Source organism: Oscillibacter sp. (assembly GCF_032060045.1).
In the GTDB taxonomy this organism is placed as follows: domain Bacteria; phylum Bacillota; class Clostridia; order Oscillospirales; family Oscillospiraceae; genus Oscillibacter.
The window spans coordinates 60,188-75,206 of the sequence record NZ_DAMBZJ010000008.1 but is presented as its reverse complement, the minus strand read 5'-3'; the positions used below and the strand labels follow the sequence as shown (position 1 = coordinate 75,206).

At 55.4% G+C, this 15,019-nt stretch carries 16 protein-coding genes; 15 read left to right on the top strand and 1 reads right to left on the bottom strand.

What is annotated here, in order from left to right; all coding sequences use genetic code 11:
• From RT018_RS05075 to rpsU, 12 genes are all read left to right on the top strand, one after another.
• A partial coding sequence (locus RT018_RS05075; protein ID WP_312939851.1) for a phospho-N-acetylmuramoyl-pentapeptide-transferase occupies positions 1–663 on the top strand: 663 nt, incomplete at its 5' end.
• Between the two features lie 171 nt (positions 664–834).
• A complete protein-coding gene (ftsW, locus tag RT018_RS05070; protein ID WP_312939904.1) occupies positions 835–1,968 on the top strand; it encodes a putative lipid II flippase FtsW in 1,134 nt (377 codons plus the stop codon).
• A gap of 35 nt (positions 1,969–2,003) precedes the next feature.
• A complete protein-coding gene (murG, locus tag RT018_RS05065; RefSeq protein ID WP_312939849.1) occupies positions 2,004–3,134 on the top strand; it encodes an undecaprenyldiphospho-muramoylpentapeptide beta-N-acetylglucosaminyltransferase in 1,131 nt (376 codons plus the stop codon).
• A gap of 66 nt (positions 3,135–3,200) precedes the next feature.
• Entirely contained in the window at positions 3,201–4,469 is a 1,269-nt protein-coding gene (murA, locus tag RT018_RS05060; RefSeq protein ID WP_312939848.1) for a UDP-N-acetylglucosamine 1-carboxyvinyltransferase, read from the top strand.
• Positions 4,470–4,490: 21 nt separating this feature from the next.
• Positions 4,491–5,024 (top strand): FtsQ-type POTRA domain-containing protein, encoded by a 534-nt coding sequence (locus tag RT018_RS05055; RefSeq protein WP_312939846.1) that lies wholly within the window; start codon positions 4,491–4,493, stop codon positions 5,022–5,024.
• Complete coding sequence (locus RT018_RS05050; protein WP_312939844.1) at positions 5,021–5,236, top strand: hypothetical protein; 216 nt, start codon at positions 5,021–5,023, stop codon at positions 5,234–5,236. Before RT018_RS05055 ends, RT018_RS05050 begins: the two co-directional genes overlap by 4 nt.
• A gap of 146 nt (positions 5,237–5,382) precedes the next feature.
• Complete coding sequence (ftsZ, locus tag RT018_RS05045; protein ID WP_312939842.1) at positions 5,383–6,549, top strand: cell division protein FtsZ; 1,167 nt, start codon at positions 5,383–5,385, stop codon at positions 6,547–6,549.
• Positions 6,550–6,928: 379 nt separating this feature from the next.
• Positions 6,929–7,972, top strand: coding sequence for a SpoIVB peptidase (spoIVB, locus tag RT018_RS05040; RefSeq protein ID WP_312939840.1), 1,044 nt, complete (start codon positions 6,929–6,931; stop codon positions 7,970–7,972).
• A gap of 485 nt (positions 7,973–8,457) precedes the next feature.
• Positions 8,458–10,491 carry a methyl-accepting chemotaxis protein gene (locus RT018_RS05035; RefSeq protein WP_312939838.1) on the top strand — a complete coding sequence of 678 codons (2,034 nt, stop codon included), beginning with the start codon at positions 8,458–8,460 and terminating at the stop codon, positions 10,489–10,491.
• Positions 10,492–10,739: 248 nt separating this feature from the next.
• Complete coding sequence (gene spo0A / locus RT018_RS05030) at positions 10,740–11,501, top strand: sporulation transcription factor Spo0A (RefSeq protein WP_312939836.1); 762 nt, start codon at positions 10,740–10,742, stop codon at positions 11,499–11,501.
• 86 nt (positions 11,502–11,587) lie between these two features.
• Complete coding sequence (locus RT018_RS05025; RefSeq protein ID WP_312939834.1) at positions 11,588–11,872, top strand: TIGR03905 family TSCPD domain-containing protein; 285 nt, start codon at positions 11,588–11,590, stop codon at positions 11,870–11,872.
• Between the two features lie 173 nt (positions 11,873–12,045).
• The gene (rpsU, locus tag RT018_RS05020; protein WP_040659605.1) at positions 12,046–12,231 is read left to right on the top strand and encodes a 30S ribosomal protein S21; all 186 of its coding nucleotides are present in this window, start codon (positions 12,046–12,048) and stop codon (positions 12,229–12,231) included.
• 163 nt (positions 12,232–12,394) lie between these two features.
• On the opposite strand, the gene RT018_RS05015 is transcribed toward rpsU, so the two are convergent.
• A complete protein-coding gene (locus tag RT018_RS05015; protein WP_312939832.1) occupies positions 12,395–13,162 on the bottom strand; it encodes a hypothetical protein in 768 nt (255 codons plus the stop codon).
• Between the two features lie 94 nt (positions 13,163–13,256).
• On the opposite strand from RT018_RS05015, the gene RT018_RS05010 reads away from it, so the two are divergent.
• The 3 genes from RT018_RS05010 to RT018_RS05000 all read left to right on the top strand — a co-directional run bounded on the left by RT018_RS05010 (position 13,257) and on the right by RT018_RS05000 (position 14,994).
• Complete coding sequence (locus tag RT018_RS05010) at positions 13,257–13,781, top strand: YqeG family HAD IIIA-type phosphatase (RefSeq protein WP_312939831.1); 525 nt, start codon at positions 13,257–13,259, stop codon at positions 13,779–13,781.
• A 142-nt stretch (positions 13,782–13,923) separates the two neighbouring features.
• Positions 13,924–14,493, top strand: coding sequence for an elongation factor P (gene efp, locus RT018_RS05005; RefSeq protein ID WP_312939829.1), 570 nt, complete (start codon positions 13,924–13,926; stop codon positions 14,491–14,493).
• Positions 14,494–14,571: 78 nt separating this feature from the next.
• A complete protein-coding gene (locus RT018_RS05000) occupies positions 14,572–14,994 on the top strand; it encodes a CD1247 N-terminal domain-containing protein (protein WP_312939827.1) in 423 nt (140 codons plus the stop codon).
• Positions 14,995–15,019 lie beyond the last annotated feature (25 nt).

Here is a 15,019-nt window from a genome sequence, read left to right as displayed (position 1 = left end):
AACGAAGGGCTCACCGCCCGGCAAAAGTTCGTTTTGCAGTTGGCTGCGGCCGTGGTGTTTTTAAGCATCATGCGTTACGAGGGCCTTTTGAGCAACCGCCTTTATATTCCCTTTGCAAACGTGACACTGGAGCTGAACTGGGTGATGTATCTAGCTTTTGCGGCCTTTGTCATCGTGGGCTGCGTCAACGCCGTGAACCTGACCGACGGAATCGACGGGCTGGCCACCGGCGTCACCTTTGTGGTGATGATGTTTTTCGCCGGGGCCACTGCCGCCGTCTTCGGGGGCTTGAGTTTGATATCCTCTGCGTTGGCTGGGGGGCTGGCGGCATTTTTTGCATATAACTGTCACCCGGCAAAGGTATTCATGGGAGACACCGGAAGCTTATTTTTGGGCGGTGCTGTGGCGGCGCTGGCGTTTGCAATGGATATGCCGCTGGTGCTGATTCCCGTTGGCCTGATCTACATTGCAGAGACGGTTTCCGACATTATTCAAATCGCTTATTTTAAAGCCACCCACGGCAAGCGCTTTTTCAAAATGGCGCCGCTGCACCACCATCTGGAGCTGTGCGGCTGGAGCGAGGCGAAGCTTGTTACGGTGTTTTCCCTCATCACGCTGGCGGGATGTATCGTGGCGTGGCTGGGGATTCAGGGGAGAATTTGACGCGTCTGATAAATGGAGAAGGGGGAGTGGCCGGTGGTCCGGGAACGCAAACCGAATAACGCACGGCCCCGCTCTTCTCGGGGAGAACGGGACCGGGGATTCAGCTCTGTCCGCCGTCCCCCCGTCAGCCGGGAAACGCTTTTGGCCCGGCAGCGGGCCAAAGAAGAGCGCCTGCTCCGAGAGCAAGAGGGACGGGAGCTGGCTCGAGGGCCGATTGATCTGCCCTTTTGTCTGTTGGTGCTGCTGCTGACGGTCATCGGCCTCATTATGCTGTTTTCCGCCAGCTTTCCAAGAGCTTATTACGAAAGCGGCAACCCGACCTATTACGTGTCGAAGCAGGGTGTGTTTGCCATTATGGGCGTGGCGGCGATGGCGTTTGTGGGAAAGATCAACTACCAGCGGTTCCGTGGCATTGCAAAACCTTTGATGTTTCTGGCCATTATTCTGCTCGTACTGGTGATTATTCCGGGAAACCCCTTCGCCCTTACCGTCAACCGCGCCACCCGCTGGCTGGGAATCCGGGGTACGGCGCTGCAATTCCAGCCCTCAGAGGTGGCAAAGCTGGCGGTGGTACTCTATTTTTCGGACAGCGTTTCCAAAAAGAAAGAACGAATGCAGACCTTTCGGTACGGTATTCTGCCCTATGGTATGATTTTGGTGGTGCTGGCCGGGCTGATGATGCTGGAACCTCACCTGTCTGGAACGCTGCTGATCTTAGGTGCCGGGGCCGCCATCATGTTGGTGGGCGGCATCGGCTGGGGCTGGGTTGGTGGCGCGCTGGGTGTGGCCGCGGCGGGGATGTACGCCGTGGTGGGAATCATCGGCTATGGCGCGTCCCGCATCGCCATGTGGCACAATCCGTTCATCGATCCCCGCGGAGACGGATATCAGTTGTCTCAGAGCCTGTTGTCCATCGGTTCCGGCGGGCTTTTGGGCGTTGGCCTTGGCAAGAGCCGTCAAAAATTCATGTACCTGCCGGAGGAGCACAACGACTTTGTGTTTTCCATCGTGTGTGAGGAACTGGGGCTGATCGGCGCGGCGGTGATTATGCTGCTGTTCGCGGCACTGATTTTACGGGGATACTGGATTGCCCTTCACGCAAGGGACCGGTTCGGAAGTCTGCTGGTGGTGGGTATCACTACGCTGCTGGCTTTCCAGACTTTTTTGAACATGGCAGTGGTTACGGGACTGCTGCCGACCACGGGCGTGTCTCTTCCCTTTTTCAGCTACGGGGGGACGGCACTGACCATCCAGCTCTTTGAAATGGGCATTGTATTGAGCGTGTCACGGCAGATGAAGATTTGATGTGGGGCACGCGGACTTTAAGGAAGTGTTATAAAATGGGCAACGCGCCCGAACGGGTCATTTTTACCTGCGGGGGGACAGCGGGACATGTCAATCCCGCTGTCGCTCTGGCGCAGTTGATGCTCGCGCGGAAGCCGGATACGGAGATTTTATTTGTGGGTGCGGAGCGAGGCCTTGAAAAAGACCTGATTCCAAAGGCGGGCTTCGCCTTTCGTACGGTCCACATCTCAAGTTTTCACCGCTCCATGAAGATAGCGGAAATTAAGCACAATTTAATCTCAATGGGGAACTATCTTCGGGCACCCCGGGAGTCGCAGCGCATTCTGCGGGAATTTCGCCCCCAGGTGGTCATCGGCACCGGGGGCTATGCCAGTTTCCCAATGGTAAAGGCGGCGGCAAAGCTGGGAATCCCCACCGCCGTCCACGAGTCAAATATGGTTCCGGGACTGACCACCCGGCTGCTGGAGCCTTTTGCTGATCGGATTATGGTGGGCTTTGAGGCGTGCCGGGGACAGTATCGCCATCCGAATAAGGTGGTCGTCACGGGAACGCCAGTGCGGTGCGATTTTTTTACCCGAACCAAACAGCAGGCCCGGGACGAACTGGGGTTTCGGGACGAACGACCCTTAATTGTGTCGTTCTGGGGTTCATTGGGCGCTGCGGGAATGAACGGAGAAATGGCCACGTTTTTGTCGCTGGAATCGGCAAAGGAGCCATTTCACCACATTCACGGCGCGGGTGGCGGCTACAACGCCCTGCTGCGGGCGCTGAAGGAGCGGGGCGTGGACCTCAAGCGGCACCCGTCTCTTGAGGTACGACCCTACATTTATGATATGGACCGCGCCCTCCGGGCGGCGGATCTGGTGCTTTGCCGGGCAGGAGCGTCCACCATCAGCGAACTGACGGCGCTGGGAGTTCCGGCCCTGATCGTGCCCTCCCCTTACGTGACCAACAATCATCAGGAGAAAAACGCCCGGGTGCTGGAGCAAGCGGGCGGCGCCTGCGTCCTTTTGGAGGATGAGGCCAACGGGCAGGCCCTTTTTCTAAAGGCCTTTGAAATTCTCCGGGATGACACAAGGCGCGCGTCCATGTCCGCCGCTATGGAAGAGCTTGGCATTCCCGATGCGGCGGAGCGTATCTATCAGACGGTGCTGGAGCTGCTGTAACCCTTAACGGCTCCCCACGCATACGATGGACTGTTGAACCATTCTGTATGCGGAGGGAATTGCATTATGAGTCAGATCATCGTAAAGGGCGGGAGGGCTCTTTCCGGCTCCGTCCGGGTGCAGGGCGCCAAAAACAGCGCACTGCCCATCTTGGCGGCCACGCTTTTAAACCGGGGGGAGACGGTGCTGAAAGGCTGCCCCCGACTGCGGGACGTGGACGCGTCAGTCCGCATTCTCCAGCATCTTGGCTGCGAGGCTCGCTGGGAGGAGGACACGCTGACGGTAAATACCGCCGGCATGAATTGCTGCAATATCTCCGACGCGCTGATGCGGGAGATGCGCTCCTCCGCCATTTTCCTTGGGGCCGTGCTGGCCCGCTGCGGTCAGGCGGATCTCAGCTATCCCGGCGGCTGCGAACTGGGACCAAGACCAATTGATCTACATTTGGCAGGTCTCCGGGAGCTGGGGGCCGATATCCGGGAAGACGGCGGGCGGCTTCGCTGCTCCGCGCCCCGCCTTGTGGGGCGGGAGGTGGTGCTTAGTCTGCCCAGCGTTGGCGCCACGGAGAATTTGATGCTGGCGGCCTGTGGAGGAAGCGGCGTCACCTCTATCTACAACGCTGCCCGGGAGCCGGAGATTGAGGATTTGCAAAACTATCTCAGTGCCTGCGGCGCAAAGGTTTCCGGTGCGGGAACATCCACCGTAACAGTGGAAGGCGGCGCGCAATTACATGGTTGCACCTACACGGTGATGCCGGACCGCATCGCGGCGGCTACTTATCTCTGTGCGGCGGCAGCTGTGGGAGGTGAGGTGCACTTGACGGGTGCCAAGGAGGGCCATTTATCCACCGTGACGGCGGCGCTGCGGGAGGCGGGCTGTACCGTGGCGGTGGACGAAGAGGGAATCACGTTGCGCAGGCGGCGGGCACTGCAGGGCATCCGTCCCATTCACACCGCGCCCTATCCGGGCTTTCCCACAGATGCGCAGGCCGTTTTGATGGCGGCGCTGGCCCGCAGTCGAGGCGCCACGGTATTTGAGGAAAATATTTTTACAAGCCGCTTCCGCCATGTCGATGAGCTAAGCCGCATGGGAGCGGATATCCGGGTGTCCGGAAGAGTAGCGGTGGTCAACGGTGTGGAACGGCTCCACGGCGCCTCCGTGCAGTCCACGGATTTGCGGGGCGGGGCAGCGCTGTGCGTGGCCGCGTTGGCGGCGGAGGGCGAAAGCGCCGTGTCCGGCGTGGAACATATTGACCGGGGCTATGAAGACCTCGCGAAAACACTTGCGGAGCTGGGAGCAGACATCAGCCGAGACGAGGGGAACAGCGAGGAATAGAGATAGACTGGAGTACGGCAGATGGCCAAACGAAGAAATTACAACAGAAAGCGAAGGGGGAGATTCGGACTCCTCTATAAGCTGCTGTCCGTTTTGGCCATCTGCGCTGTGATTGTGGTGGCGTTGACGCTGTTTTTCCGGGTAAATACCATTGCAATCACAGGGGAGAATCGTTATTCCGAAGCGGAAATTATCGAGGCTTCCGGCCTGGAAATAGGCGACAATTTGCTTCTTCTGAATAAATACGCAATTGCAAAAGGCCTTCAGAGAAAGCTACCCTACATTGCGCTGGTGCGCATCAACCGGGTCCTGCCCGACACGCTGGCCATCGACGTGACAGAGAGTGAAGCGGCGCTGGCGGTGGTGCAGGAGGGCTATACGTGGCTTGTGAGCCCGGAGGGTAAAATTGTGGAGCAGCGGGCGGCAAGTGCCGCCGCCGACTTTGCGAAAATTGAAGGCTGCGAACTGCTTTCTCCCGCGGTGGCCTCCTTCCTTCAAATGCCCACAGAGCGCCTTACGCAGCAGGAGAGCCTGCTTGCACTGAGGGGATGTTGAGCGAAGTGGACTCCATCCGGCTGGACGACGCGGCGGTGCTGACCATGGGGTATATGAAGCGATTCCGCGTGGAGCTGCCTTATGGCGCGGACTATGCCTATAAGCTCCGCACGCTCCGGGCGATTCTTGACAGCGGCAGAATTGAATCCAACGAGACGGGCGTCCTCCGAATGACGGGCGACAACGGTCAAAACGTGTTTATCAAAGACTGATTGGAAAAACTGCCGGAAAAACTGCAGGAAGACTTGACCCGGAGCGCAAAGTGTCTTATTATTAATAAGAATAGGGCTATGCGTGCCAATTTACACAGGCAAGGAGGAGATTCCTCCCGATACGAACGACAGCAGGAGGCAGCTTTATGGCATTTGGATTGGAAACCGGCCCGGACGCCGTGGTCAACATCAAGGTGATCGGCGTCGGCGGCGGCGGAAATAACGTGGTTAACCGTATGGTCCGTTCCGGCACTAAGGGTGTGGACTTTGTGGCCATCAATACGGACAAGCAGGCGCTGAACGTGTCCAGCGCTACCTATAAAATTCAGATCGGTGAAAAACTGACCCACGGGCAGGGGGCGGGCTCGGATCCGGAGGTGGGCCGCAAGTCCGCCGAGGAGAGCCGCAGCCAGATTGCCAAGGCGCTGGAGGACACGGACATGGTGTTCATCACCGCCGGCATGGGCGGCGGCACCGGCACTGGCGGCGCACCCATCGTGGCGGAGATCGCCAAGGAACTGGAAATTCTTACTGTGGCGGTGGTGACCAAGCCCTTTGGCTTTGAGGGTCGCCGCCGGCTGCAACAGGCGGAAAAGGGCATTTCAGAGCTGAAGGAAAAGGTGGACTCTCTGGTCATCATTCCCAACGAGCGGCTTAAGCACGCCACAGACCAGAAAATTACATTTGCCAACGCCTTTGAAATCGCGGATGATGTGTTGCGTCAGGCGGTGCAGTCCATCTCCGATTTGATTCGGGATACCGGCTTTATCAACCTGGACTTTGCCGACGTGACCACCATTATGAAGGGCGCGGGTTTGGCCCACATGGGCGTTGGCCGCGCAGCGGGCAAGGGCAAGGCCGAGGAGGCCGCCAGAATGGCGATTTCCAGTCCGCTGCTGGAAACCTCTATTGCCGGGGCGCATGGCGTGCTCATCAATGTCACCGGCTCCATGGACATCGGATTGGAGGAAGTGGAGCAGGCTGCCACGCTGGTGCAGGAGGCAGTCAATATGGACGCCATCACCATTTTCGGTGCGCAGTTTGACGAAAACCTTGAGGATGAAATCCGCGTGACCGTCATTGCCACGGGCTTTGAAAAGGTTGCCGTAGAGTCCTCTGCGCGGCAGGTAGCCCCAGTTGCTCCGCCTGCTATGGAGGCGCCCGCAGTCCCGGCAGAGGCTGCCCCTGCGGCGCAGCAAATTATGGTGGAGGCACCCCAGCCCCTGAGCACCGTGGACGATCCCAAGCCTCAGGAGCCGGAGGAAGATCCTTTTGAGGACATTTTTAAGATATTCAGCAAACGGGACGAGTGATCCGCCGCTGCTGATTCCCCAAGCGGACCGTTTCTACGCGAGAAGGAAACCCCATGCAGACTAAAAACCACAAATTTACTGAAATCCGTCAAAAGGTTCTTTGAGAGCCTTTTGACGGATTTTTTGTGCAATTTCTCATTTAAAAAATTCCAAATTTTAGTGTAAACGCATAACTTTATAGAGGATATTTTCAGAAACCGCCACAGCGCAGCGCAGGAGGTTGTTTCCATGGCAGTACCGCCGATTTTTTCAACGGCAGAAATCTGCCGGTTTGCAAACAGTAAGCTTGCCGGCAAAAAGAGAAGAGACAAAGAGAGAAAATGCCGGCTTCTTTTCTGAAAGTCCGGCGTGCTCCGGACTTTCAGAAAGGGGCGATTCAATGGATGAAACGGCTGAGAAAGCAAAAAATTCAAAAAGCGGCCGCAAGGGAGGAGCGGCGCTGGGGCTGGCGGCTATGCTTCTGGCGTCCACGCTGATGATCCCGGCGGCCGCTGCAGACCTTTCCTCCGCCCGGACGTTGGTCCCCGTAGGACACACTGTTGGTATCAAATTGTTTTCAAGGGGCGTTTTGGTGGTAAAGTTGGCGGAAGGAAACACACCCGCCAGAGCCTGCGGTCTTACCGCTGGCGACGTAATCGTCCAGTGCGCCGGAAACCCGATTACCTCCACGGAGCAGTTTCAATCCTTACTGCAAGATGCTGCGGGAGAAAGTGCGAAGCTGGAGGTCCGCCGGGGAAGTAAGCTGCTGGATTTAAGCGTCACCGCCGACGACAACGATGGCGATGGAAAATTTGCCATCGGCGCATGGATTCGGGACAGCATGGCCGGAATCGGCACCATGACCTTTTACGACCCCGAGAGCAACACCTTCGGTGCGCTGGGCCACGGCGTTACAGACGTGGACACCGCCGCTCTGATGCCCTTTTCCTCCGGTTCGATTCTGCCCTCTACCGTGAAAACGGTGAAGCGGGGCGAAATGGGCGCGGCGGGAGAGCTGAAGGGAAATTTTGACATGACGGTGGATACCGGAGACCTCTATGCAAACACCGCCAACGGAGTGTTTGGCACCCTGACGGACCAGGAGCTTATGGAACGTCTGGGGGATAAAGCACTTCCTGTGGCGGAGAACGATCAGGTTCACACCGGAAAAGCCACGATTCTTGCCAATGTGGACGGAGACACAGTGAAAGAATACGAAATCGAAATCACAAAGATTCTCAGCACCGATTCTGCGGGACGAAACCTGCTTATTACGGTGACAGATCCAGAGCTTCTGGAAAAAACCGGCGGCATCGTGCAGGGAATGAGCGGATCGCCCATCTTGCAAGATGGACGTTTGGTGGGCGCCGTGACGCATGTTTTGCTGGGCGACCCCACCCGGGGCTATGGGCTTTTGATACGAAATATGCTGAAAAACACGTAAAAGTTGAAAAAAATATGCCGACTTTCTCGTAGTATCTGCATTAAAGGACAAATAAAAATGCCAAATATTTAAAATTTGTTCTTCAAAGCCCGCGTGGTTGCAAAAATGTCTCAAAAAGCGGTTTGATAGAGAAAACTACGCAGCCAACCGCAGCATTGATCTACAAATGCAGGAAGTGGTAAGCGTCGCGGTCATAAATCCGCTTCCAACTTAAAATTCCTTTCACGCAAAAAGGAGCTCCCGGAGTGATTCGGGAGCTCCTTTTGTCCCGTTTAGAGCGGTGCTTGATAAGTTTTTTGTTAGCAATGACTAAAAAACAAAATTGTATATTTTTTCACAAAAAACAATGTATTTCCATTTGTTTCTACATGTGATATAATTAAAAAATAGTGCTTTTTTCAAGATTTCTTACCGCGCACAAGCGTCAAAATTTTTTAAAAGCAGCAGCATCGAATTCAAAAGTATAAAATAGTGGAGAGGTATTCATGAAATCAATTAAGCTCAGACTGGTCGCAACATTTACGCTCATCATCCTTTTGGTGACAGCCTTGCTGGGAGGCGCTGCAATTTATGTCGTCAGCAAGGACTTGCTTTCCGACGCGCGGGATGATCTGGGGGCAATCGCGCAGGCGCAGGCCCAGTATATTTCCTCCGAGAACAGCGCGCAGCTTTTGTATATGGACGGGCTGGCGCAGGTTCCCGCAATCACCGACAGCGCCACGCCTCTGGATGAGAAAATAGCCTATTTTGAAGCGGAAGCCAAGCGCTCGGACTATATCCTCTTTGGCTTTGCGGATAAAACCGGCAAGGCCATTATTCTGAACAGCAGCCAGGCGACAAACGACGTATCTGACCGCCCCTTTTTTCAGTCTGCCATGCAGGGAACCCCGACTGCTTCTGATTTGATGTTCAGCAAGCTGGATGGAAAGCCTGTGCTGGTATATGCCGCCCCGGTTTATGAAAAGGGACAGATTATCGGCGTTTTATACGGTAGAAGGGATGGGCTGACCCTCAGCCAAATCTGCGAAAATGTGACTTATAGAAATACTGGATACGGATACATTGTCAACAACGAGGGCGTCAAGGTGGCGCACAAGAACGTCGATCTTGTGCTTCGGCAAGACAGCGACATTGAAAATGGAAAAACCGATCCCGCGCTTAAAGCATTGGGAGCCCTCACTGAACAGATGACCACACGCCAGAGGGGCGGCGGCGAATATACATACAACGGCAAGGATAAGCTGGTGGAATTCACCCCCATCGAGGGTAGCCCCTGGATTCTGGCGATGACGCTGGAAACGAACGAGGTGATTGAGCGGACGCATGTCCTCACACAGATGTTGATGCTGCTTTGCGTAGTGATGGCGGCGTTGGGCGCGGCCGTTACATGGGCAATCAGCGGCTCGATTGCAAAGCCCATCAAGTCCATTACAAAGGCCGCGCAGCAAATTGCGGACGGGGATTTCAACGTTCAGCTTTCTGTCAAATCCAAGGATGAACTGGGCCGTCTTTCGGATGCATTCCAGCTCACTATCCAGAGGCTGGTTAATTATCAGGGCTATATTGATGAGATATCCGATGTGCTGTCTTGCGTGGCCAATGGGGATTTGACGGTTGAGCTTCAAAGAGAATATACGGGACAGTTCAAAAAAATTAAGGACAATCTTGAGTCCATGCTTGACAATCTAGACGGTACGCTGCTGCAAATTCATCAGTCCGCTGATTTTGTGGACGGCGACGCAGAGCAGGTTGCCACAGCCGCACAGACCCTCTCCAGAGGCGCCACAGAGCAAGCCAGCGCTGTGGAGCAGCTTTCCGCCGCCATTGAGGAAGTTACCGAACAGATTCGGCAGAACGCGGAAAACGCCCAGCTTGTGCAGGAAAAAGCGGAATTTGCGGGACGGGAGTTGAACGAAAGCAACGATCATATGCGGGAAATGGTTGCTGCCATGGGGGAAATTTCCTTCAAATCCTCCGAAATTATGAAGATTATCAAGATTATTGAGGACATCTCCTTCCAGACCAACATTCTGGCGCTGAACGCTGCGGTGGAAGCCGCCCGCGCCGGACAGCACGGCAAGGGCTTTGCCGTGGTGGCGGACGAGGTGCGCAATCTGGCCGGAAAATCGGCGGTGGCCGCCAAGGACACCACGGCCCTCATCGAACAGACTATGGCTGCGGTGGAAAATGGAAGCAGGACGGCGGATGTGACTGCAAAGTCCATGGAGGCCAGCGCCACAGAGACGGCCGGGACCGTGGAGCTGATTCACAAAATTGCCGCCGCTTCGCAAGAACAGTCCATGGCGATTATCCAGATCAATCAGGGCGTGGGGCAGATTTCCTCGGTGGTTCAGGTCAATGCCGCCACGGCGGAGGAGAGTGCGGCCGCCAGTCAGGAACTATCGGAACAGTCTGCCCTGCTGAAGGGACTTCTGGCCAAGTTTAAGCTGCGGCAGGACCGCATCCCCGGAGAGAAGGGTTCCGCGCTTGATATCCAGAGCGCAGATGTTTCCGGCTGATATTTCCGGTGCGGCTTTCGCCGCGGTGATGGCCTTTTTCTTCGAAATATGCTGAAAGACTAACAGATTTGAAATATTCCTGCCGAATTTACCGTAACAGATGCATAACAGGTCGAATAAAAAATACCAATTATTTACAATTCCGTCTTGCAAAGACTGTCCGTTTATGGTAAATTATAGAAAACCCAATCCGAACTTTTGGGAAACCAGAAGAAAATTCAATGAAGAGATGGAGGACAGGTTGCGTTATGGAGATCTGCAGGAAAGTGGTTATAGCCGACGCCAATGAGAGCTACCGCGCGATGCTGAGAGAAACAATCGAACAAACGGGAGAATTCACTGTGGTCGCCGGCGTAGGCGATGGGAAAAACGCGCTCCGCCAGGTGCGAGAACAGCTTCCAGATCTGCTGTTGCTGGATGTGGTGCTTCCGGAGCTGGACGGCTTCGGCGTGCTGGAACAGCTTCGCAGAGAAGAGCTTCCGACGCGGACAATGATGATCTCCTCATTTTTCACGGAACAGGTGGTAGGAGAGGCATTGGAAAAGGGCGCAGCATTTTTTATGCCGAAACCTTTTGAAAACAGCGCCCTGATGGAGAGGATGCGCTCCGTCTGTCGCCCTGTTCAACCGGTATCCCACACAAAAAGTTTAAAGAACATGGTCACGGATATCATCCACGAAATCGGCGTTCCTGCCCACATCAAGGGATATCAGTATCTGCGGGAAGCCATTTTAATCGCGGTGGACGACATGGACGTGATCAACGCGGTGACAAAGGTTCTCTATCCCGAGGTGGCCCGCCGTTTTTCCACCTCGCCCTCCCGCGTGGAGCGGGCCATCCGCCACGCCATCGAGGTGGCATGGGACCGAGGCGATTTAGAAACGCTCCAAAAGTTTTTCGGCTATACCGTTTCCAACACCAAGGGCAAGCCCACCAACAGCGAGTTCATCGCCATGATTGCCGATCGGCTGGTGCTGGAGGGGCGCAATTTCGGAGGAACCGCAGGGTAACAGGCTTTCTCCGCCCGTCTGCTTGACGCGGGCGTGGCTATATGGTATCCTTTCCGAAGGTATCAAACGCGGAAAGGAAGCGGAACATGACGTTTACATTTCACCCCCGAGGCACCTGCTCTCAAGAAATGCACTTCCGACTCAATGAGAAAAATGTGATTGAAGAGTTGGAGGTTGTGGGCGGCTGCAGCGGCAATTTGCAGGGCATCGCGGCATTGCTGCGAGGGATGGATGCCAGTGAAGCCGTTGGTCGGCTTAAGGGCATTCGCTGCGGGATGAAGTCCACCTCCTGTCCCGACCAGGTGGCAATTGCGCTGGAGCGGGAGCTGAACCGGCAGGCGGCATATTTGGAAGAATTGGAAAAATCATAAAAAGCGACCCGCCCTGTTTTGCGGGGCGGGTCGTTTTTTCGTGTCTTGTCGCTTTTCAGAAAATTCTCTTGACAAGCCGCGAATCAGCCGTTATAATGATTTCGTTAAAGCCATAATATAATGGCCCTTAAGTGCTGCGGGTTTCCCGGCATTCTGGAGGGAGGGAAATATAAATGTCTGAAATTCATATCAAAGAGGGCGAGAACATCGACAGCGCCCTGAAGCGTTTTAAGCGCAGCTGCGCTAAGGCGGGCGTTCTCGCGGAGGTTCGTAAGAGAGAGCACTATGAGAGCCCCAGTGTCAAGCGCCGCAAGAAGTCTGAGGCAGCTCGGAAGAATAAGAACAAGCGTTTCTATTGATTGTTGCTTTGATAAAAAGCGCCGTGGAAGGATCCACGGCGCTTTTTTGACGACTTGAAGTGCAAGCCTTCAAACGGCACATGAGATATTTTTGGAGCTGCTTGCTTGAATAGGCCGGATAGAGACAAGCGTGGAAGCCAGCCATTTGTGCCTTACGGAGGACTTATTTCCCAAATAGCTTCCCCAAGAGGTCGCTGACCTCGGGGTACTGGAAGAACGCTACCTGAGCACCTAAATTTTGCCCGATGCGTAGCTTTTGCAATAAGGTATCTCCGTCATCAAACAGAATGAAATGAGTTTCGCCCTGGCAGGTGTAAGTGAAGTATCGGGCGCACAGATCCGGAGAGAAAAATACGGATGGCTGCTCCCGCTCCATCAGCTCCGTCAGTTCTTCCCGCCGCAGAGGACTTCCCTCTCCAGAGGGACAAGGAAGAGGGAAGTCCATCATCAGCCGCTCCAGATCCAGCGCCAGCCGTCCTGTACCCCGAGCGGAAGCAGCCTCCCGCAGGCGTTGGGTCAAGTTGCCGCCGGATAAGGCTGTGCAGACCGGGACAATCGCCGTGGGTGCGGCAGAGGCATACGACTCCGGCACATAAAGCGTCAGCCGGTTTTTTTGGAAAAGCTTTCCCATGGCCCCTGCCAGCAGCAGCAGGTCTCCTCTGGGATGGGGCGCCTCAAAATCCAGTACCACACCGCCATAACTTCGGCGGGAGCACTCCCGCACCGCGGCGGCAGCCAGCTTTTCTGGCTCTTCCACCGTAGATGCGTCGTGGTCGCTGAGGCCCAGTAGCCCGCCCTTGGTCTGCACCAGCAGGTTCTGGCGCAGCAGCGCGGACTCAGGTCCGATGCGATAGGCCATATGGACAAAGTGACGGGTGAAGCGGGACGCCTCCCGAAGCTGCTGCGGCGTGACAGCAAGATAGACCTGCAAGCCAAGACCCCCCTTGTATGCTTTGAAAAAAATTGGTATACTATAGATATCGAAAGATCAATTCGTAAAATGCTATGAAGGGGGAAGACTGAATATGCCTTTTTCCCTGGTGCCGGACAGGCTGTTTGCGCGCTATGACGAGGTGACGCCAGATTTGCTGCGGAAACTGGGAGTGACGCTGCTGCTGAGTGATTTGGATTTCACACTGGCAGAGAAAAAGATACGCCGCCCGGACAAACCGTTAAAGGACTATATTGCGGGACTGAAGGACGCGGGCATTGAATTTGTCATCGTGTCCAACAACCGCTCCGGGAGCCGGGTGACGGAATTTTGCGAAGAGCTGGGCGTGCCCTATCAGGGGCGGGCGGGAAAGCCGTCTCCCCGTGGGATTCTGTCCGCCATTGAAAAAGCAGGGGGCACGACCGCCCACACCGCTATGCTGGGCGATAAACTTTTGACCGACTGTCTCGCGGCCAAGCGGGCCGGGGTTTTGGCGCTGACGGTGGAGCCTGTGGGCGGGGCCGTGACGCGCTGGCAGAAGGTGCTTCACGCACTTCAGGCTCCTTTTAAGGCCCTTTGCCGCCGGAAATTGCGAGAAACAGATAAAAAATCCTTCTGAATTTCCCCGAATCGGAGGGAAAACCCTTGCATTCATCCCGTATCTGGGGTAAAATATCCTAGGCTATTTTGTAAATTTGAGAAGCAGAGAAAATGTCCTCCTGACGGGTCGTTTTCTCGTAGATTTGTAAGGAGGAAAAACTATGCCTACGATTACTGCCGGTGATTTCCGCAACGGAGTCACCTTTGAAATGGACGGCAAGGTCATGACCGTTGTGGAGTTCCAGCACGTCAAGCCCGGAAAGGGCGCGGCGTTTGTGCGCACCAAGATGAGAAACGTGGTGACCGGCGGCGTCACCGAAACTTCCTTCAACCCTACTGCCAAGTTTGAGCAGGCGTTTGTGGAGCGCAAGGAAGCGGAGTACAGCTATCAGGATGGCGACCTGTACTACTTCATGGACCCCGAGACCTATGACACGGTTCCCCTGAACCGGGATGTGCTGGGCGACGGGTTCCGTTTTGTGAAGGAGAACACGGTATGCAAGCTGCTGAGCTATAAGGGCAGCGTCTTCTCTGTGGAGGTTCCCAACTTTATGGATCTGGTAGTTACCGATACGGAGCCGGGCCTGAAGGGTGACACCGCCACCAACGTGACCAAGCCCGCCACCGTGGAAACCGGAGCAGAGATCAAGGTGCCCCTGTTCATCAGCACCGGTGACAAAATTACCATCGACACCCGGACCGGCGAGTATCTCTCCCGTTGCAAGGACTAAACGGGAGCACGCCTGAATCAAGAGGAAAGTTCCTCTATACAACAAACAACGAAGCAGGAAGAAAGGAGCGTGTACAAGATGGAAATTACTGAGAGAGTCGCTTATCTGAAGGGGCTGGCCGAGGGCCTGGGCCTGGACACTGAATCCAAAGAGGGCAAGCTGATCACCATGATCATTGATATTCTGGACGATGTTGCCCTGGAGCTCCAGGACCATCAGGACCAGATTATTGAAATCTCCGAGGGCCTGGACGCTGTCAGCGACGATCTGGAGGACGTGGAAGAGATCGTCTATGAAGACGACGATGAGTTTGAGGATGAAGACGACGACGATTCCGAGGACTGCTACGCCACAACCTGCCCCACCTGTGAGGAGACGGTCTACTTCGATGAGTCCATTCTGGAAGAGGGCGAAGTGGTCTGCCCCAACTGCGGGGAAAAGCTGCAATTTGACCTTACCGACATTGAAGAATGCGACTGCGGAGAAGATCACGAGGACTGAGCGGTTTCACAAGCGTAAAGGCCGC